Raw genomic sequence first — 18,544 nt, forward strand, 5'->3', positions numbered from 1 at the left:
CTCCCTAGCTCTGAGGCGAATTCTTCGCCGCAAAGGCCCAAGTCATGACCGACGCCACGACCGCCAATCCCTCCCACGAGTTCATCGCCAAGGCCGTGACCGAGAACCCGGTTGTCCTGTTCATGAAAGGCGTGCCGGAAGAGCCCCGCTGCGGCTTCTCTTCGGTGGTCGTGCAGATCCTCGATCACCTGGGCGCGGACTTCGTCGGCGTCGACGTCCTGCAGAGCGACGTCCTGCGCGATGGCATCAAGTCCTACACCGACTGGCCGACCATCCCGCAGCTCTACGTGAAGGGTGAATTCGTCGGCGGCGCGGACATCATCCGCGAGATGTTCCAGTCCGGCGAACTGAAGACCCTGCTGGTCGAACAGGGCGTCCTGGCCGCGTGAGTCGACTGCTCGAGCCGCCTGCCGGCCGACAGGTCTTCACCCGAGAGTTCACCCCCGCGCCGTCGGACATCGACGGCAACGGCCATGTGAACAACGTCGTCTATGTTCGCTGGATTCAGGACATGGCGACCTCGCACTGGAACGCCCGCCAGCCGCACGACGAACAGGCCCGGTGGGCCTGGATCGTGCTGCGGCACGAGATCGACTATCGCCGCGCCCTGATGCCGGGCGAGACGGCCACCGGCCGCACCTGGGTCTCCGACGCGCCCGAAGGGCCGCGCTTCGACCGCTTCGTGCGCATCGACGGCCCGGACGGCGCGATGTGCGCGCAGGCCCGCACCGTCTGGTGCATGATCGAACAGTCCACCGGCCGGCCCAAGCGGGTCACGCCTGAGATCGTTGAACGCTTCATCTGAGCCCGTTCCAGGAGGGTCAGTGTTGAGTACCGAGATCCTGCCCCTGCGCTGCGGCACGCTGCGTGCGCCCGCCAGGCGCCTCGAGACCGCTGCGACGGGCGACCTGACCATTCCGGTCTACGCCTTCCTCATCAGGCATCCGAGCGGTCGCCACGCCCTGTTCGACGCCGGCCTGGCGCTGAGCGATCACGGCACGACCCTGTTCGAGGATTTCTACAATGAGCTGCCGGTGGGACATGACGTGGCGGCCCGCGCCAGCGCCGCGGGCGTCGACCCGACGCGGATCGAGGCCTTGGTCCTTTCGCACTCCCACTACGACCACGTCGGCGGCGCGCCGCTGATCCCCAACGCCAGGATCCTCATTCACCGGGACGAGGAGCTGCGCACTCTCGACAGCGGCCACGACCTGCTGCGCACCGAGGACGCTCACGACCTGTTCGGTGACGGCTCGGTCGAGGTGTTCGCAACGCCGGGACACACCTGCGGCCACCAATCGCTGCGGGTCTTCCGGGAAGGCGGGGCCGACGTGCTGGCCGGCGACGCCTGCTACTTCTGCCGCTCGCTGGACCGTGACGACGTCGATCAGCCTCACCCGTTCGACAAGGCCCAGTACCTGGCGACCAAGCGACGCCTGGTGCAGATGCGGGCGCAGGGAGATTTCGTCATTCCCGGCCACGACGAGGCGTTCCTGGACAACATCCCGGCCGGCAGCGCGGTGCGGGCCAGCGCTGTCAGCCGGCTCTAACTGCCCGGCCCAGTCCAGGCGGCCAGCGGGTTCATCAGGAAGACTGGCGCCCGCGCATCCAGCCCCAGCTCGGCCCAGGTGAAGCTCAGTTCGGTCTTGCCCATCGCGAACGAGCGGCATTGGTCGAGGCGCTTGCGGGCGAAGGACAGAGTCACCGCCTGGCCCTTGCGCTCAACATAGAAGGCGAAGTCGGCCTTTTTCGTGCAGCCGTTGGACGCGACCTGGATCACCAGCGCGTCCCGGCCGGCGATGGCGGAATAGACCGCCTCTAGTTCGGGATGCGTGCTGTTGTCGGCGGCGGTCAGCACAGGCGGCGGCGCAGCGGTCGCGCAGCCGGACAGCAGGGCGAGCCCCGCGATAAGCAACAAGCGGCGATTCATCGCCCTAATCCGCCACACAACGCCGCAAAGCAAAAGGCCCCGGATCGCTCCGGGGCCTTCGCTAATTGTCGCTGGTCGTCGGCGCCGATTAGGACGCGTAGAATTCGATAACCAGGTTCGGTTCCATCTTCACCGGGTACGGGACCTCGGAGAATTCCGGAGCGCGGATGAACTTCGCGCTCATCGCCTTGGCGTCGACCTCGACGTAGTCCGGCGTGTCGCGTTCGCCCGATTGCAGGGCTTCCAGCACCAGGGCCATGTTCTTCGAGCGCTCACGGACCGACACGATGTCACCGGCCTTCACGCGGTAGGACGCGATGTTGACGCGCTTGCCGTTCACCAGCACGTGGCCGTGGTTCACGAACTGACGGGCGGCGAACACGGTCGGCACGAACTTGGCGCGGTAGACCACCGCGTCCAGGCGGCTTTCCAGCAGGCCGATCAGGTTTTCCGAGGTGTTGCCCTTGCGGCGGGCGGCTTCCTCGTAGGTGCGCGAGAATTGCTTCTCGGTCAGGTTGCCGTAATAGCCCTTCAGCTTTTGCTTGGCGCGCAGCTGCAGGCCAAAGTCCGAGACCTTGGACTTGCGGCGCTGACCGTGCTGGCCGGGGCCGTACGAGCGCTGATTGATCGGGGACTTCGGGCGACCCCAGATGTTTTCGCCCATCCGGCGGTCGATTTTGTACTTGGCGCTATGGCGCTTCGACATAGTCGTCTCTTTCTATTCGACCGGGCCGGCGTCCCCGCAACTGGGGACGCGATCTCAACGGCGGCGTCTGGTCACCCGTCATAGTATCGCGGCCACCGGACAGTGCCCGGCGGCGCGAAGGGGCGGTGTATGACCTCCCGGGCGTCAGGAGTCAACGCCGGGAGCTATCGGCAGCGGGGCTTGCCCATGGCGTCGACGCGACAGCGGGTGGTGACGCCGTTCTGGTCGCGCACCACCGTGGCGCCCATGGCGTCGGTGCGGAATCGTCGGGGCAGCCTACCCGCTGACTCTCGGCATCACGACTTCACCAGAGCTCCGCACCCACAAACAGACGTTCCGAGCGCGCCAATGCGAGTAGCGGACGCCAGTAGCTTCCGCTCATGGGGGCGACGGCTATCTCCGCTACTGACCCATTGCGGACATAGCCACAGCTCCGCCGTCGGACGCGCAGATCGGCGGGGACTAGTCGGGCGAAACGCGCGGATCACCCGCGATGGCGCGGCCGCCCTCCAGCCAGGCGATCAGGGCTGGCGGCAGAGCGGCCTCCACCTTGGCGCGGTAGAGGGCGAGATCGGCCTCGTCGACCTCGCCCTTCCAGCGGCCGTTGGTGGCCTTGTGCATGAAACTCCTGTGGCCGCCTTCGAGGCCCATCTCCATGCCAGCCAGCAAGCGGTCGCCATCGCGCTTCATCGCCTCGAACGTGGCCGCCTCCACCAGTGCGGACCAGATGGCCTCGTTCACGGGAATGTGGAGGAAGGCGGAAATGCGCCGCATCTCGCCGTCCAGATCGGCCTTCAGGTCGGCGTAGTGGACCAACAGCACGTTGTCCGCCTCGCGCCGGTCCCAGTAGGTGCGCTCCAGCGCAAGGAAACCCTCGGCGGTATGCATGCCCTCGGCCTCCACCCAGTAGTGGAAGAACTCACGCGCGGTGCGCGGCGGGCGCGGCATCGGCGCGCCAATGGCGGGATCGCCAAGCCCGACGGCGTCGAACCGCGCCCAGGCTTCGGCGGTGCGGTTGTTCAGGTGGTTCAGGTGCGACATCGCCACGTCGCGCCCGTCACGCGCCGTGTGGAGGTAGCGGACCTCGTCGTAGAGCGGAAAGGCATCCATCGGCAGGTGCGTCTTGATGAAGCGCCGATGCTCCTGGGCCTCCAGCCCCGGCAGGATCGCCTCCAGCGGCGCGAAGAATCGTGCGTCCAGCCAGGGGCTCAACCTGCCCAGATGTCGCGGCTCCGGGGACTGGAAGACCAGCAGGTTGACGATCTGCTGCGTCCAAGTGGTGCCGACCTTGGCGGCGGTGCCAATGATGATGTCGCCCGGCCGGGGCTTGTACTGCTCCCAGTAGCGGCTGTCGGAGTTATAGTCGCGGACGACGCGCGTCGGCGCGTGAGTGAGCATGGCCGTTCCCAGTCTTCCGGGCGATGCTATGACCCTCTCGCGGGGTTGGCAATTTCCCGCATTTCTGTGGCGCAGGCCATCACCGCCCTCGCCCTCTTTGGCGCCACTGCCGCGCTCACATCGCCGTCGCGCCGGACGCGCCCGGTCCGCGCCGACGGGGTCAAGGTCACGACCATGCGGCCCAATCCCGAAGACCTGTCGGCGGGCGACCGCCGCCGCGTCTATGGCTACCGGGAGTAGCGCCTTCCCAGAGCGCAGTTTTCAGGCGTAACTAGCAGGCGACGTCACGAAGATCGTTTCTGGGAGATCCCGATGCGAGTGGCTTTGCTTTCCGCGGCGCTTGGCGCCGGCCTGATTTACCTGTCGCCTGCCGTCTCCAGCGCCCAATCCATGCCAGCCGGTCACACGATGGGACCGATGCGGATGCCGGGCGCCCCGATGCCGACGGTCTATATGGGCCAGGCCGACAAGCCGGGCGCACCGATCTTCGATGGGCTGGGCGCCCACAAGCACCCGATCTCGACCAAGAACCCGCAGGCTCAGAAGCTCTTCGATCAAGGCGTCAACCTGCTGTTCGGCTTCAACCACGCCGAGGCGATCCGCTCGTTCCGGGAGGCCGCGCGCCTGGATCCGGACTGCGCGATGTGCTGGTGGGGCGTGGCCTTCGCCCTGGGCCCCAACATCAACCTTCCGATGCCGGAGGACGCCGTCGCCCCCGCCTGGGAAGCGCTGAACAAAGCCAAGTCCCTGCGCGCCAAGGCCTCGCCGCGCGAACAGGCCTGGATCGACGCCCTGGCCGCCCGCTATGCCGCCGCGCCGACCGCTGACCGCAAGCCGCTGGACGTGGCCTTCGCCAAGGCCATGGGCGATCTGGCGCGAGCCGATCCAACCGACCTGGACGCGGCGACCTTCTACGCCGAAGCCATGATGGACACCCAGCCATGGGACTACTGGGAGGCCGACGCCAAGACGCCAAAGGGCAACGGCGCCGCGATCCTCAGCACGCTTGAGAGCGTTCTGGCCAAGGCGCCTGACCACCCCGGCGCGCTGCACCTCTATATTCATGCGGTCGAGGCCTCGAACACGCCCGAACGGGCCGAAGCCGCCGCCGACCGACTGGCGCCCCTGATGCCCCAGGCCGGCCACATCGTGCACATGCCCTCGCACATCTATTACCGGGTCGGCCGCTACGCCGACGCCGCACGCGTCAACGAGCAGGCGGCCCTGACCGACGAGGCCTACATCGCCGCCTGCCGTGCGCAGGGCTTCTATCCAGCCGGCTACTACGGCCACAACATCCACTTCCTGTGGACCTCGGCGGAGATGGAGGGCCGCTCCAAGACTTCAGCTGACGCCGCGCGCCGGTTGGTCAAGGCGGTGGACGCCGAGAAGACGGCCGCCCAGCTTCCGCTGGCCGAACTGTTCGTCTTCACCCCGATGGTGAACAACCTGCGCTTTGGACAGTGGGACGCGGTGCTGGCGACGCCGCGGCCGCCTGCAGGCCTGAAGCTCGACAACGCGATCTGGCTCTATGCGCACGGGATCGCGGCGGCCAATAAGGGCGACCGCGCCACGGCCCGCGCGAACCGCGCCGAGCTGGAGACGCTGACCAGGGCCGACTTCTCCGCCTATGAGCCCTTCGCCATCCCGGCCAAGCCGATGACCGAGCTGGCCTTGGCCATGCTGGACGGCGAGATCGCCCGCAAGGACGGCAATCTTGATCTGGCTGTCGCCAGCTTCAAGCGCGCGTCGGCGATGGAGCGGCAGTTGCCCTATACCGAACCGGCCTACTGGCATCAGCCGGTCGCCCACTATCTGGGCGCGGCGCTGCTTGAGGCTGGCCGTGCGGGCGAGGCCGAGGCGGTCTATCGCGACAGCCTGATGCACTACCGTCGCGACGGCTGGGCGCTTTATGGCCTGAGCCAGGCCCTCGCCCGCCAGGGCAAGACGCAGGATGCGGCGGCCGCCACGGCGCAGTTCAACGACGCCTGGAAGATGGCCGACGTGAAGCTCACCGCTTCGCGGTTCTAGGAGGGCGGCTTCTGGGCCGCCTTCTCGCGCGCCATCTTCTCCAGCGAGCGGCCGCGGCCCTTGGAGAGCGCCGTCACCACGCCGCGGAAGGTGCGCACCTCCTGGTCGGAGAACCGCGCCCGACTTAGGGCCGAGCGCAGGTTCTGGACCATCGACGGCTTCTTCTCCGGCGGATGGAAGAAGCCGGCGTCCTCCAGCTCGCGCTCGAAGTGCTCGTAGAGGCCCAGCATGGCGGTGGCGTCGGCCGGCGGCGGGCCTTCGCGGAAGATCGGCGGCGCGCCGGTCTCCACCGTCATCCGCCATTCGTAGGCGTTGATCGCCACGGCCTGGGCCAGGTTGAGCGAGCGGAAGCGCGGGTCGATCGGCAGGGTGACCACCGCCTGGCAAAGCGCGATGTCGGCGGTCTCCAGGCCGGCGCGCTCGCCGCCGAACAGCAGGCCGACCGACCGGCCCTCCGCGACCTCGGCCGAGAGCGTGGCCGCCGCCTCGCGCGGCGTGATCACCGGCAGCTGCAGCTCGCGCGGGCGCGCGGTCGTGGCGTAGACCAGGTGCAGGCCGGCGATCGCTTCCTCGACACTGTCATAGACCCGGGCGGCGTTGAGCGGCCACTCGGCCCCGGACGCGGCGGCCCAGGCGTGCTCTTGCGGCCAGCCGTCGCGCGGATTGACCAGGCGCAGGTCGGCGAGGCCGAAATTGGCCATCACCCGGGCGACCGCCCCGATGTTCTGGGCCAGTTGCGGGGCGTTGAGGATGATGCAGGGCGGGGCGGCGGATTCCATGCCGCGTTTTCGACTGGCGAGGGCGCCGAATGCAAGCTTGGCCTGCACGGCGGCTTCAGGCGAAGCTACCGCGCGCCGTGCTCTTTGCGTCCGCGCCCCGGCCTAGTATACGGCCACTACCCCATCCGTTCACTCCCACTGGAGCGCTCCGCCCTCATGGCCAAGATTAAAGTCGCCAACCCCGTCGTGGATATCGACGGGGACGAGATGACCCGCATCATCTGGAAGTGGATCAAGGACAAGCTGATCTTCCCGCATCTGGACATCGATCTGGATTACTACGACCTGGGAATCGAGCACCGCGACGCCACCGACGACAAGGTCACCGTGGACGCGGCTGAGGCCATCAAGCGCCATGGCGTCGGCGTGAAGTGCGCGACGATCACCCCCGACGAAGCCCGGGTCGAAGAGTTCGGCCTGAAGAAGATGTGGAAGTCGCCGAACGGCACCATCCGCAACATCCTCGGCGGCGTCGTCTTCCGCGAGCCGATCATCTGCAAGAATGTGCCGCGCCTGATTCCCGGCTGGACTCAGCCGATCATCGTCGGCCGCCACGCCTTCGGCGACCAGTACAAGGCCACCGACTTCAAGGTTCCCGGCAAGGGCCGCCTGACCATCAAGTGGGAAGGCGACAACGGCGAGACCATCGAGCACGAAGTGTTCGAGTTCCCGGGCGGCGGCGTCGCCATGGGCATGTACAACCTCGACGACTCGATCCGCGAATTCGCGCACGCCTGCCTGAACTACGGCCTGCAGCGGAAGTACCCGGTCTACCTGTCGACCAAGAACACGATACTCAAGGCCTATGACGGCCGCTTCAAGGACATCTTCGCCGAGGTCTACGAGGCCGAATACGCGGCCAAGTTCAAGGAAGCCGGCATCGTCTACGAACACCGCCTGATCGACGACATGGTCGCCTCGGCGCTGAAGTGGTCCGGCGGCTTCGTCTGGGCCTGCAAGAACTACGACGGCGACGTGCAGTCCGACCAGGTCGCTCAGGGCTTCGGCTCGCTGGGCCTGATGACCTCGGTGCTGATCACCCCGGACGGCAAGATCATGGAATCGGAAGCCGCCCACGGCACCGTGACCCGCCACTTCCGCCAGCATCAGCGCGGCGAATCGACCTCGACCAACTCGATCGCCTCGATCTTCGCCTGGACCCAGGGCCTGAAGCACCGCGCCAAGCTGGACGGCAATCCGGAGCTGGAGCACTTCGCCGAGACCCTGGAAAAGGTCTGCGTCGACACCGTCGAAAGCGGCTCGATGACCAAGGACCTGGCCCTGCTGGTCGGCGACACCCAAGGCTGGCTGACCACCGAGGGCTTCATCGACAAGGTCGCGGCCAATCTCGAAGTGGCCCTGGCCAAGTCGGCGGCCTAAGGCCGTGAACGACCGCGCGGCCGGCGAGTTCGACCTCGGCCGCGCGGTCTTCCGGCTGATCGTCACACTGATCGTGGGAGCGGCGCTGGCCTTCGTGGCCGCGCCGTTCTTTGCATTTCGGGCCGTGAAGGCCGCGGCCCGCGACGGCGACGGCTACACCCTGGCGCAGTTGATCGACTATCCGGCGGTGCGCCAAGGCCTGCGCCCCCAGGTCTCCGCCAAGCCGGTGGCCGGCCCCGCGCCGCCCGACATCTGGACCGACCCGATCGGAGCCGTCCGGCGGGCCATCGAGCCGGTCGTCCCGGTTCCGGCGAACATCGAGCCCTTCCTCGGCGCGCCAGGGCTCTACGACCTCACCCGCGGCTTCGCCCCAGGCGCCGCTCCGGCAGGCGCGAAGAGCTCGTGGCTGCCGCAGTTGCGCTACTGGGACCCCAATCGGGCCCGGTTCATCGCCCGGCCCAAGGGCAAGGGCGCCAAGGACGCCAAGGACGACGGCGTGATCTTCACCTTCGAGCGCCGCGACCTGCTCACCTGGAAGCTCGTCCAGATCAGGCTGCCGCAGGCCGCATGAGAGCCCTGACGCCGATCCTCGCCGCGCTGGCGCTCGGGGCCTGCAGCCGGGCCGCCCCCAACACCCCGCTGGCCGCCGCCGAGGCCGAAGACGCCGCCTGCGCGGTGCCCGTTGACCTGCAACCGGCGCCGGTCGAGCCTGCCCCGCCGCACGAGATCGTCCGCGACGCCGAGACCGTCTCCTACATGCTGGCCCTGATCTGGTCGCCGGAATGGTGCCGCACGCACGCGGATACAGCCGAGGGCCGGGGCCAGTGCCGCGACAACCGCTTCAGCTTCACCGTCCATGGGCTGTGGCCGAACGGGACCGGCAAGCGACATCCCCGCTATTGCCAGCCGGCCGGCGCGCTAGAGCCCGCCACCGTTCGCCGCCACTTCTGCATGACCCCATCGCCGCAGTTGCTGCAGCATGAGTGGGCCGCCCACGGCGTCTGTGGTTGGACCAACCCCGACCAGTATTTCCGGGCCGCCGACCGCCTTTGGCGGCAGCTGGACGCTCCCGATCTCCGCGCACTCCCCGCCGGGTCCGGCACCGCGGGAGACCTGCGTGAAGCCTTCGTGGCCGCCAATCCCCGCCTGGGCCGCGACAGCCTTTACGTGAAGGTCGGCTCCGGCAATCGGCTGGAGGAGGTCCGCGTCTGCTACGACCTCAAGTTCGAACCGAAGGCCTGCGCCGGCCTCGGCGCGCCCGACCATGTTCGTCTGACCATCGAACCGATAGGTCGCTAAGGTTCTTGTTTCGTTCTCGCCGCGGCGTTAGGTTTCGCGCCAATCAACGGGAGACGAACCACATGATTGGCTATGTCACGATCGGCGCGCTGAACGTCGAGGACGCAATGCCCTTCTACGACGCCGTGCTGGGCGCGATCGGCTATGAGCGGCAGTTCTTCGACGGCGGCTGGGCCGGCTACGGCCCCTCCGGCCAGGACGCCAACACCTTCATCTGCCCGCCCTTCGACGGCCAGCCGGCCCGCGGCGGCAACGGCATCATGATCGCCTTCAAGGGCGAGACGAAGGAGGCGGTCGCCGCCGCCCACGCCGCGGCCCTGGCCCATGGCGGGAGCGACGAGGGCGCGCCAGGCGCCCGCCCGGCTGAGTCGACCAGCTTCTATGGCGCCTATGTGCGCGATCCGACGGGCAACAAGATCGCCATCTTCACCAAGCCCTGAGCTTGACCATGGCGGGCGGGGTCTCCCATCCTGGCGGCCTCGCCCCCTGAGGATCGTCCCATGCGCACTGCAGCCTCCACGCTCGCCTGCATTCTTATGCTCGCTGGTCCAGGCGCCGCGGGGGCTGAGGTGTGCAAGACCTGGGGACCGGCCGAGCCGTTCGGCGTGCTCGACACGGCGCTGGTGAACGAAGCCAGCGGTCTCGACGTCTCGGTCGGCTATCCCGACCGGCTCTACCACAACAACGATTCCGGCGACGACCTGCGGTTCTACCTCTCCGACCTCAAGGGCGAAGCCGCGCGCGCCGTCGACGTCGAAGGCCCCAAGCCGCTGGATATCGAAGAACTGTCCCTGGGTCCCTGCGGCCAGGACACCTGCCTCTACCTCGGCGATATCGGCGACAACCCGGTTAAGCGCACCGAGGTGGTCTTTACGCTGGTCCGCGAGGTCGAGGATTTCGCAAACAAGGTGAACCCGCTGCGCACCGTGCGCGCCCGCTATCCGGACGGCCCGCACAACGCCGAGGCCTTCGCCGTTCATCCGAACGGCGACCTCTTCCTGGTCACCAAGCCCGCGGACGCGGTGATGGCGACGCCGGTCCCGGCCAGGGTCTACCGGCTGAGCGCCGCCCAGCTCCGCAACGACCACGAGGTGCAGACCTTCGAGCACGTCGGCGAAATCGACCTGCCGACCTTCATGGGCAAGGCGCCCTTCCCCGCCTCGATCTCCACCGGCCTCGATATCTCCGCCGACGGCAAGCGGGCGATCCTGCTGACCTATCTGGCGGCCGTGGACCTGGGCTTCGATCTCTCCAAGGGCATGCCGGCCGAATGGATCGAGGGCCGCGACTACCGGGTCGTGAAGCTCGACCCGATGCCTCAGGAAGAAGCCGTGGCCTGGCTGCCGGATGGCAAGGGCTTCCTCTACGACACCGAATTGGCCCGTGGCTCCAAGAGCGCGCCGATCAAGCGCGTGCTCTGCCAGGACTAGCCGCGGCAGGAACTGAGCGACAAAAAAGGCCGGGGCGAACCCCGGCCTTTTCCGTAGATGGAATTCGGCGTTGCTTAGGCGGTCGCGAAGGCCGAGCGGCGGCGGCGGATCGCCGTGCCGGCCAGGCCGAAGCCCGTGATCATCATCGCCCAGGTCGCCGGTTCCGGAACCGCCGAGGTCGGCATCCTTTCCAGGTAGAACTTGGCGTAGACGCCGGTCGAGTTGTTCTGGCCTTGGCCGAACGTGCCGGAGTTGTCAGCGAAGACAAAGACCTTCATCAGGCCGGTGCCGCCGAAGCTGAAGCTGTCGGTTGGGTTGGAGAAGTCGATCGTGCCGTAGTTCGGGAAGATGAACCAGCCGAAGTTGCCCTCGGTGCTGCCCGAAACGTCACCGCCAACCGACGGCTGGGTGAAGGTGAAGTTGATCTTGAACGGGTCGGCTTCGAAATCGTCCGAGCCGATGCTTTCGCCGGCCCAGATGTCGAACAGCTTCACGACTTCGAAATCCCACGGGAAGGTGGCGTCGAGGTTGAAGTTCAGGTTCCCGGTCGAGCGGCTCAGGTCGATGTTCAGACCGTTGCTGGAGCCGTCATGGTACTGGGTGTTGAACGAGCCGACGAAGGTCACGGCGGCGGCCGGGGTGGCGGCGATGGCGGCGACCGCGAGCGCGCCAGCCGCAACGATGGACGATAGGTACTTCATGTAAGCCCCTGGTTGGTTACAGCCCGCGTCAAACTGACGCTATTTCACGTGGTGAATTAGGCCTTAACGATTACGCAGACAATAGCACTCGCCTTAGGCGCGAATTAAGATTGCGTGTTCGTCGACCGTCGTTAGAATTTTGAACACCGAAGGCCCGAAACGCCACGCCATAAGGCGGATAGCCGACATTTCGAGCGGGGCGGCACCGAATCACCGACGTCCGACGCATTAAGAAAAACGGCGCGGAGAGGGCTCTCCGCGCCGCCTGACTTACCCTCTGATGTCGCAATCTAGACGGTCAGAAGCGCCTTGACCGCGGCAAGCCCTTCGGCCGCCTTCGAACCGTCCGGCGCGCCGCCCTGGGCGAAGTCCGGACGTCCGCCGGCGCCCTGACCGCCCATCGCCTGGACAGCCGCCTTTGCCAGTTCCACAGCGCTGAACTTGCCGGTCGCGGAGCCGGTGACAGCGACGGTCACGGACGCCTTGCCTTCGGCCGAGCCGACCAGGGCGATGACCCCGTCCGGAACCTGCTTCTTGAACTCTTCGGCGATCGGCCGCAGGTCCTTGCCGCCCACGCCTTCCATGACGCGTGCGATCACCTGCACGCCGCCGATCTCTTCCGGACCGGCCGCCGCGCCGCCCGCGCCGCCGCCCATGGCCAGCTGGCGCTTGGCCTCGGCCAGCTCCTTCTCGAGCTTGCGACGCTGGGTTTCCAGCGCCTCCACCCGAGCGCCGACCTCCGCCACCGGAACCTTGAACTGATCAGCCAGCGCCTTGGCGACGCCGGCCTGATCGATCAGCCAGCGACGCGCCGACTCGCCGGTCAGCGCCTCGATGCGCCGCACGCCGGCGGCCACGCCGCCCTCGGAGACGATCTTGAAGAGCGCGATGTCGCCAGTGCGCGCCACATGGGTGCCGCCGCACAGTTCGACCGAGTAGTCACCCTCGCCGTCCAGCGCCTTGCCGAGCGCCAGCACGCGGACGCGATCGCCGTACTTCTCGCCGAACAGTGCCATGGCGCCGGCCTCGATGGCCTTCTCGGGCGCCATCTCCTGGGTCACCGCCGGCAGGTTCTGACGGACGACGGCGTTCACCTCGGCCTCGATGCGGTCGATTTCCTCGGCGGTCAGCGGGCCGCCATGGCTGAAGTCGAAACGGATCCGCTCGCCATCGACCATCTGGCCCTTCTGCGAAACGTGCGGGCCGAGCACGTTGCGCAGCGCCGCGTGCAGCAGGTGGGTCGCCGAGTGATTGGCCCGGGTCGTCGTGCGCAGGTCGGGATCGACCGCCAGGCGCACCTCGGCGCCCGGCTCCAGGATGCCCTGGAGTATCTCGATCTCGTGCACGAACAGGTCGCCGGCTTGCTTCTGGGTGTCGAGCACCCGCGCCTTGCCGCCGTTCCATTCGATCTCACCGACATCGCCCGCCTGACCGCCGCTCTCGGCATAGAAGGGCGTGCGGTCGAACACCGCCAGAACCGTGTCGCCGGCGTTGGCCTTGGCGACCTCGGTCCCGCCGACCACGATGGTCAGCAGCTTGCCGGTGGCCTCGGTCGTGTCGTAGCCCAGGAACTCGGTGGCCCCCAGGCGCTCACGGATCGCGAACCACTCGGTCGCCGCCGACGCCTGGCCAGAACCGGTCCAGGCTTCGCGCGCCTGGTCGCGTTGGCGCTTCATGGCGTCTTCGAAGCCGGACAGGTCGACGCTCAGGCCCTTGGTGCGCACCGCGTCCTGGGTCAGGTCGAGCGGGAAGCCGTAGGTGTCGTAGAGCTTGAACGCCGTCTCGCCCGACAGCATGTCGCCCGGGTTCATCTTGGCGGTGGCTTCGTCGAGCAGGGTCATGCCGCGGCCAAGGGTGCGGCGGAAGCGATCTTCTTCCTGGCGCAGGGTCTCGACAATCACCGGCTCGGCGCGGCGCAGTTCCGGGTAGGCCTCGCCCATCTCGGCGACCAGGACCGGCGCCAGGCGGTGCATCAACGGCTCCTCGGCGCCCAGCAGGTGCGCGTGGCGCATGGCGCGGCGCATGATCCGGCGCAGAACGTAGCCGCGGCCTTCGTTGGACGGTGAGACGCCGTCGGCGATCAGGAAGCTGGTGGAGCGCAGGTGGTCGGCGATCACTCGGTGCGAGGGACCGTTGGAGCCGCCGCCGACCAGGCTCTTGGAAGCCTCGATCAGAGTGCGGAACAGGTCGACGTCATAGTTGTCGTGCACGCCCTGCATGACCGCGGCGATCCGCTCGAGGCCCATGCCGGTGTCGATCTGCGGCTTTGGCAGCTCGATCCGACGGCCGTCGGCGAACTGCTCGAACTGCATGAAGACCAGGTTCCAGATTTCGACGAACCGGTCGCCGTCCTCATCGGGACTGCCGGGCGGGCCGCCGGGGATGTGGGCGCCGTGGTCGTAGAAGATCTCCGAGCACGGGCCGCAGGGGCCAGTGTCGCCCATGGACCAGAAATTATCGCTGGTGGCGATGCGGATGATCTTCTCGTCCGGCAGGCCGGCGATCTTCTTCCACAGCTCCGCCGCCTCGTCGTCGGTGTGATAGACGGTGACGCACAGCTTCTCCGCCGGAATCTTGAATTCCTTGGTCAGCAGGTTCCAGGCGTATTCGATCGCGCCGGCCTTGAAGTAGTCGCCGAACGAGAAATTCCCCAGCATCTCGAAGAAGGTGTGGTGGCGCGCGGTGTAGCCGACATTGTCGAGGTCGTTGTGCTTGCCGCCGGCGCGGACCGACTTCTGCGACGAGGCCGCGCGCGCGGCGGGCGGGGTTTCGGCGCCGGTGAAGTAGTTCTTGAACGGCACCATGCCCGCGTTGACGAACAGCAGGGTCGGGTCGTTCTGCGGCACGAGCGGTGCGGAAGGGACGATCAAGTGATCGTTCTTCTCGAAATAGCCCAGGAACGCGCTTCTGATTTCGTTGAGGCTCGGCATGGCTCGTCGGACACTGAAAACGGGGAAATAGATATGGGGTCTCGCGCGCTTAGCGCTGGCCCCGCGGGCGACCGTTTACGGATTTTGGCGCCGCCCGCAAAGGAAAAGGACGCTTGGACGGCGTGCGTCCAAGCGTCCTTGTGCGTCTTCGAGCGGTCGCGCGGGGGCTCGGCCGGGTCGGCGGGTCCGGACGTCGGGTTGGACGCGTCCGGGTCCGAGGGCCGTGGCGGCGCTCGAGGGCGCGGTCGCCTTACTCCTCGTCGGAGCCTTCTTCCCCGGTCGGGCCGACCAGCAGTTCTTCCTCGATCACCTCCTTGGCGCCGCGGACCTGCTTCTCGATCTGGTTGGCGATGTCGGGGTTATTCTTGAGGAATTCCCGAGCGTTATCGCGTCCCTGGCCGATGCGGGTGGAGTTCCAGGAGAACCAAGAGCCGGACTTCTCGATCACCCCGGCCTTGACGCCCAGATCGATGATCTCGCCCAGCTTGGAGATCCCTTCGCCGTACATGATGTCGAACTCGACCTCGCGGAACGGCGGGGCGACCTTGTTCTTGACCACCTTCACCCGGACGTTGTTGCCGAGAATTTCGTCGCGGACCTTCACCGAGCCGGTGCGGCGGATGTCGAGGCGCACCGAGGCGTAGAACTTCAGCGCGTTGCCGCCCGTGGTCGTCTCCGGGCTGCCGTACATCACGCCGATCTTCATGCGGATCTGGTTGATGAAGATGACCAGGGTCTTGGACTTGGAGATCGAGCCGGTCAGCTTGCGCAGCGCCTGGCTCATCAGGCGGGCCTGCAGGCCCGGCAGCTGATCGCCCATCTCGCCTTCGATTTCGGCGCGCGGCGTCAGCGCCGCCACCGAGTCGATGACGATGACGTCGATCGCGCCCGAGCGGACCAGGGTGTCGGTGATCTCCAGCGCCTGCTCGCCGGTGTCCGGCTGCGAGACCAGCAGATCGTCCAGGTTCACGCCCAGCTTGTTGGCGTACTGCGGGTCGAGCGCATGTTCGGCGTCGACGAACGCCGCGTTGCCGCCGGCCTTCTGAACCTCGGCCACCACGTGCAGGGCGAGCGTGGTCTTGCCGGAGCTTTCCGGCCCATAGATTTCGACGATCCGCCCCTTGGGCAGACCGCCGATCCCGAGGGCGAGATCGAGCCCGAGCGAGCCGGTCGAAACCGCCTCCACCTCGATATGGCTCTTCTCGCCAAGTTTCATCACCGAGCCTTTGCCAAAGGCCCGATCGATCTGCGCAATCGCTGCTTCAAGAGCGCGTTGCTTATCGCCTTCTTCTCGTCCCACGAGCTTTAACGCCGACTGACTCATTGCAAGGCGCTCCTTGTTTCATGATTCCAACCCGACGGTCCGAACCCGTTCAGGTCTGGCCGGCCGATGGACAAGGCGTACGCGCTTTGTTCTGAGTTCACAAGATGTTCTTTTGGGCCCTAAGGGCGCCATGCGTCCGAAACTGACGCACGACCGGAAAGGTTCAAAAATCGTAGGAAGCGGTCAGTCCAAAGCGTCGGGGCCGCGGGGCGAAAACCTGCGGCTGGCGCCCGGTGGTGGCGAAGGTGGCGCTGTCGGTGTCGGTGAGATTTTCGATGTAGGCGCCCAGGCTCCAGGTCGGTCCCCGCACCACCGCCCGCGCGTTGAGCAGCCAGAAGTCGCCGAGCTTGGCGTCGACGCCCACGCCCGGATCGAAGGTGCTGTGGGACAGGCCGACATAGGCCGCGTCGCCCCGCATCGTCAGCTCCAGCCCCCGGCCAACGTCGCGGCGGTATTCGATCCAGGCGTCCCCCGAGACCTTGGGGATCACCGGCATGCGGTCGCCCGCCGCGCCCATGCCGACGCCGTCGTCGCTGGACTGGTCCTTGGTCAGGATGGCGTCCGTGATCGCCAGATTGGCCCCGCTGCGCACCGCCGCGTTGAGCACGTAGGTGGCGTCCGCCTCCAGGCCGATGACCCGCGCCTGGCCGAGATTGGTGATGAATGAAAACGCGCCGTTGGTGCTGTTGGCGGTGTACTGCATGTCGCGCCAGTCGATCCGGTAGAGCGCGGCGTTCAGCGCCAGCCGGTTGTCGAGCCAGGCGCTCTTCAGACCCAGCTCATAGTTCCACAAACTGTCCGATCCGTAGGACGCCAGGTTCGGCGGCAGTCCCGGCACGGTGTTGATCCCGCCCGGCCGGAATCCCTGCGACGCCTGGGCGTAGCCCATGACCTGCGGACCGAAGCGATGACTGGCCAGCATCTTCAGGCTCCAGCCGGTCTCGCCGGTGGTGGCGCGGAAATTGGCCTCGGAGGTGTTGGAGATCACGTTGACCACCAAGGCCCGGCCCTCGGTCCGCTTGTCGTACTCGAACCGCCGGGCCCCAAGCACGAAGTTGGTGTCCCGGTCAGCGCCGAAGGTCACCTCGCCGTAGAAGGCGCGCTGGCCGAGCCGGCTGTCGACGATCCGCCGCCCGGTGAAGCCAAGGTCCATGCGCGGCGCACCGCTGATCGTGTCCCCGACCACGACCTGGCTGTCGATGGTGTCCCTGCGCACCTCGTTGAAGAGCCCGGCCGTCCAGGCGAGGAACCCCGGCGTGTCCGACTGCAGCCGCAGCTCCTGGACATGGGCCTCCAAGTCGATCGGCTGGTACAGCAGGCCCGGTCCGCGACTGTCGACATAGGCGGTATAGACGCCCAGCTCGGCGGGGGTGCAGCTGGGCAGGCTTAGATAGCGGCCGCAACCCTCCGGGCTGAGCCGCTCGGCCTGCAGCACGCCGGTGTAGTCGATGTGACGCGTGCTCCTCCAAGTGTAGCTGGCGACGGTCCCAGTCAGCCGCATGCCCGAGAAGCGCCAGTTGAGCACGCCGTCATAGAGAGCCATCCGGCTGTCGAATGGCGTACGAACGTAGTTCAGCGAGACGTTCGGAGGCGCGGCCAGCGCCCCGGCGCTGGTGTCGTCATCCTGGGCGTCCTGGTAGGAGGCCGAGAGGTTGAGCTGGATGTCGTCGGTCAACTGAGCCCCGACGCCCAGACGCACGCCCCAGGTTTCGCTCTCATTGATGTCCTGGATGCCGAGCCGGGCATTGTCGACATAGGCGGGTTCGTCGCGGTGATAGGCGGTGAGGCGCACGCCCAGACGCCCCGGCTGGATCGGCTGGTTGACCACCAGAGTCTGGGCCGCGCCCCATTGGCTGGAATTGGTGGAAACCTCCGCGGTCAGCGAACTGCTGGCCGTGTCGAGGTCGGGGCGCTTGAACACCACTTTCATCGCCCCGCCCATGGCGCTGGCGCCGTAGAGCGTCCCCTGCGGCCCGCGCAGCAGCTCCAGCCGCTCCACGTCGACCAGCAGAAGCTCGGGGGCCGAGCCGCCGGGGTCGGCGGTGGTGCCGCTGGGACCGGTCACCGGGATGTCGTCATAGTAGAGAGCGGTTGTGGCCTCCCCCGAACCGTACACCCCGCGCAGACTGAAGCGGTTGCGGCCGGTGCCGGTGCTCGACTGGGTGAGCCCGGGAAGCAGACTGGCGGCCTGGGTGAAGGTCACCGCCCCCGCACGCTGAAGGTCGTCGCCCGACAGCGCCCGCACCGACATCGGGGTCAGCCGGTCGAGGGTGGGGCGGCGCAACGCGGTGACGACCACGCCCTCGACCTCCGACGCCGTCTCAGGGGGCGGCGGATCGGGCTGCGCGACCGTCTCCCGCTCAATCAGAAAGCGGCCCTGGAATTCACGCCAGGTCAGCCCAGAGCCGCGGAGCAGTTCGCCTAGCGCGTCATCTGCCTCCATCCGGCCGGCGACGCGACGCGAGCGCAGGCCCGAAACCATGCCCGGCGCGAACAGGATGTCGCGGTCGCTCTGGGCCGAGAACGCCGTCAGGGCGCGGTCGAGCGGCAGGCCGGCGGGGAGCGAGAAGTGCGGGCGCGGTTGGGCGGCCTCGGCCGGAGCGGCGGCCAACACCGCGCTCGCCGCATAAGCAACA

General features: G+C 67.4%; 18 protein-coding genes. 10 read left to right on the top strand and 8 right to left on the bottom strand.

Translation table 11 applies throughout. The features are described 5' to 3' along the window. Window positions 1-44: 44 nt before the first annotated feature. Genes grxD through AC1DQJ_RS09285 form a run of 3 tightly spaced genes read left to right on the top strand, consistent with a single transcriptional unit; the run spans window position 45 to window position 1,550 of the window. The gene (gene grxD, locus AC1DQJ_RS09275) at window positions 45-389 is read left to right on the top strand and encodes a Grx4 family monothiol glutaredoxin (protein ID WP_477602477.1); all 345 of its coding nucleotides are present in this window, start codon (window positions 45-47) and stop codon (window positions 387-389) included. Further along, window positions 386-805: an acyl-CoA thioesterase gene (locus tag AC1DQJ_RS09280; RefSeq protein ID WP_477602479.1), complete on the top strand. Its 420-nt coding sequence runs from the start codon at window positions 386-388 to the stop codon at window positions 803-805. Before grxD ends, AC1DQJ_RS09280 begins: the two co-directional genes overlap by 4 nt. A gap of 22 nt (window positions 806-827) precedes the next feature. After that, window positions 828-1,550, top strand: a complete 723-nt coding sequence (locus tag AC1DQJ_RS09285) for an N-acyl homoserine lactonase family protein (protein WP_477602481.1) — start codon at window positions 828-830, stop codon at window positions 1,548-1,550. On the opposite strand, the gene AC1DQJ_RS09290 is transcribed toward AC1DQJ_RS09285, so the two are convergent. From AC1DQJ_RS09290 to AC1DQJ_RS09300, 3 genes are all read right to left on the bottom strand, one after another. Further along, window positions 1,547-1,918 (bottom strand): hypothetical protein, encoded by a 372-nt coding sequence (locus AC1DQJ_RS09290; RefSeq protein ID WP_477602483.1) that lies wholly within the window; start codon window positions 1,916-1,918, stop codon window positions 1,547-1,549. The genes AC1DQJ_RS09285 and AC1DQJ_RS09290 overlap by 4 nt on opposite strands. A gap of 100 nt (window positions 1,919-2,018) precedes the next feature. Further along, the gene (rpsD, locus tag AC1DQJ_RS09295; RefSeq protein WP_477602485.1) at window positions 2,019-2,636 is read right to left on the bottom strand and encodes a 30S ribosomal protein S4; all 618 of its coding nucleotides are present in this window, start codon (window positions 2,634-2,636) and stop codon (window positions 2,019-2,021) included. Between the two features lie 462 nt (window positions 2,637-3,098). Continuing rightward, the gene (locus tag AC1DQJ_RS09300) at window positions 3,099-4,034 is read right to left on the bottom strand and encodes a sulfotransferase domain-containing protein (protein ID WP_477602487.1); all 936 of its coding nucleotides are present in this window, start codon (window positions 4,032-4,034) and stop codon (window positions 3,099-3,101) included. 45 nt (window positions 4,035-4,079) lie between these two features. Between AC1DQJ_RS09300 and AC1DQJ_RS09305 the strand changes: the two genes are divergently transcribed. Together AC1DQJ_RS09305 and AC1DQJ_RS09310 are read left to right on the top strand one after the other, a co-directional pair. After that, window positions 4,080-4,274, top strand: a complete 195-nt coding sequence (locus AC1DQJ_RS09305) for a hypothetical protein (protein WP_477602489.1) — start codon at window positions 4,080-4,082, stop codon at window positions 4,272-4,274. Between the two features lie 72 nt (window positions 4,275-4,346). Next, the gene (locus AC1DQJ_RS09310; protein ID WP_477602491.1) at window positions 4,347-6,065 is read left to right on the top strand and encodes a hypothetical protein; all 1,719 of its coding nucleotides are present in this window, start codon (window positions 4,347-4,349) and stop codon (window positions 6,063-6,065) included. Here the strand turns inward: AC1DQJ_RS09310 and AC1DQJ_RS09315 are convergent. Further along, the gene (locus tag AC1DQJ_RS09315; protein WP_477602493.1) at window positions 6,062-6,844 is read right to left on the bottom strand and encodes an RNA methyltransferase; all 783 of its coding nucleotides are present in this window, start codon (window positions 6,842-6,844) and stop codon (window positions 6,062-6,064) included. The genes AC1DQJ_RS09310 and AC1DQJ_RS09315 overlap by 4 nt on opposite strands. Before the next feature lie 156 nt (window positions 6,845-7,000). On the opposite strand from AC1DQJ_RS09315, the gene AC1DQJ_RS09320 reads away from it, so the two are divergent. The 5 genes from AC1DQJ_RS09320 to AC1DQJ_RS09340 all read left to right on the top strand — a co-directional run bounded on the left by AC1DQJ_RS09320 (window position 7,001) and on the right by AC1DQJ_RS09340 (window position 10,953). Next, window positions 7,001-8,224 carry an NADP-dependent isocitrate dehydrogenase gene (locus AC1DQJ_RS09320; RefSeq protein ID WP_477602495.1) on the top strand — a complete coding sequence of 408 codons (1,224 nt, stop codon included), beginning with the start codon at window positions 7,001-7,003 and terminating at the stop codon, window positions 8,222-8,224. A gap of 4 nt (window positions 8,225-8,228) precedes the next feature. After that, window positions 8,229-8,795: a DUF2939 domain-containing protein gene (locus AC1DQJ_RS09325; protein ID WP_477602497.1), complete on the top strand. Its 567-nt coding sequence runs from the start codon at window positions 8,229-8,231 to the stop codon at window positions 8,793-8,795. Next, entirely contained in the window at window positions 8,792-9,523 is a 732-nt protein-coding gene (locus AC1DQJ_RS09330; protein ID WP_477602499.1) for a ribonuclease T2, read from the top strand. The genes AC1DQJ_RS09325 and AC1DQJ_RS09330 overlap by 4 nt, the downstream gene beginning before the upstream one ends. Window positions 9,524-9,585: 62 nt before the next feature. Then, on the top strand, window positions 9,586-9,963 hold the full coding sequence (locus AC1DQJ_RS09335) for a VOC family protein (RefSeq protein WP_477602501.1): 378 nt from the start codon (window positions 9,586-9,588) through the stop codon (window positions 9,961-9,963). A gap of 60 nt (window positions 9,964-10,023) precedes the next feature. Then, the gene (locus AC1DQJ_RS09340) at window positions 10,024-10,953 is read left to right on the top strand and encodes a hypothetical protein (protein WP_477602503.1); all 930 of its coding nucleotides are present in this window, start codon (window positions 10,024-10,026) and stop codon (window positions 10,951-10,953) included. 74 nt (window positions 10,954-11,027) lie between these two features. Here AC1DQJ_RS09340 and AC1DQJ_RS09345 read toward each other — a convergent pair whose 3' ends face one another. From AC1DQJ_RS09345 to AC1DQJ_RS09360, 4 genes are all read right to left on the bottom strand, one after another. Next, window positions 11,028-11,654, bottom strand: a complete 627-nt coding sequence (locus AC1DQJ_RS09345; protein WP_477602505.1) for a PEPxxWA-CTERM sorting domain-containing protein — start codon at window positions 11,652-11,654, stop codon at window positions 11,028-11,030. Window positions 11,655-11,944: 290 nt separating this feature from the next. Continuing rightward, window positions 11,945-14,584, bottom strand: a complete 2,640-nt coding sequence (alaS, locus tag AC1DQJ_RS09350; RefSeq protein ID WP_477602507.1) for an alanine--tRNA ligase — start codon at window positions 14,582-14,584, stop codon at window positions 11,945-11,947. Between the two features lie 250 nt (window positions 14,585-14,834). Next, window positions 14,835-15,908 carry a recombinase RecA gene (gene recA, locus AC1DQJ_RS09355; RefSeq protein WP_477602509.1) on the bottom strand — a complete coding sequence of 358 codons (1,074 nt, stop codon included), beginning with the start codon at window positions 15,906-15,908 and terminating at the stop codon, window positions 14,835-14,837. A 163-nt stretch (window positions 15,909-16,071) separates the two neighbouring features. Beyond that, entirely contained in the window at window positions 16,072-18,519 is a 2,448-nt protein-coding gene (locus AC1DQJ_RS09360; RefSeq protein WP_477602511.1) for a TonB-dependent receptor, read from the bottom strand. Window positions 18,520-18,544: the final 25 nt, after the last annotated feature.

The sequence above is a fragment of the Phenylobacterium sp. P4_E10 genome (assembly GCF_056401675.1).

Excerpts from the sequence above, each read along its gene's own strand:
- grxD (WP_477602477.1), top strand. The coding sequence starts at position 45 with ATGACCGACGCCACGACCGCCAATCCCTCCCACGAGTTCATCGCCAAG.
- rpsD (WP_477602485.1), bottom strand. The coding sequence starts at position 2,636 with ATGTCGAAGCGCCATAGCGCCAAGTACAAAATCGACCGCCGGATGGGC.
- AC1DQJ_RS09300 (WP_477602487.1), bottom strand. The coding sequence starts at position 4,034 with ATGCTCACTCACGCGCCGACGCGCGTCGTCCGCGACTATAACTCCGAC.
- AC1DQJ_RS09310 (WP_477602491.1), top strand. The coding sequence starts at position 4,347 with ATGCGAGTGGCTTTGCTTTCCGCGGCGCTTGGCGCCGGCCTGATTTAC.
- AC1DQJ_RS09315 (WP_477602493.1), bottom strand. The coding sequence starts at position 6,844 with ATGGAATCCGCCGCCCCGCCCTGCATCATCCTCAACGCCCCGCAACTG.
- AC1DQJ_RS09320 (WP_477602495.1), top strand. The coding sequence starts at position 7,001 with ATGGCCAAGATTAAAGTCGCCAACCCCGTCGTGGATATCGACGGGGAC.
- AC1DQJ_RS09330 (WP_477602499.1), top strand. The coding sequence starts at position 8,792 with ATGAGAGCCCTGACGCCGATCCTCGCCGCGCTGGCGCTCGGGGCCTGC.
- AC1DQJ_RS09335 (WP_477602501.1), top strand. The coding sequence starts at position 9,586 with ATGATTGGCTATGTCACGATCGGCGCGCTGAACGTCGAGGACGCAATG.
- AC1DQJ_RS09340 (WP_477602503.1), top strand. The coding sequence starts at position 10,024 with ATGCGCACTGCAGCCTCCACGCTCGCCTGCATTCTTATGCTCGCTGGT.
- AC1DQJ_RS09345 (WP_477602505.1), bottom strand. The coding sequence starts at position 11,654 with ATGAAGTACCTATCGTCCATCGTTGCGGCTGGCGCGCTCGCGGTCGCC.
- alaS (WP_477602507.1), bottom strand. The coding sequence starts at position 14,584 with ATGCCGAGCCTCAACGAAATCAGAAGCGCGTTCCTGGGCTATTTCGAG.
- recA (WP_477602509.1), bottom strand. The coding sequence starts at position 15,908 with ATGAGTCAGTCGGCGTTAAAGCTCGTGGGACGAGAAGAAGGCGATAAG.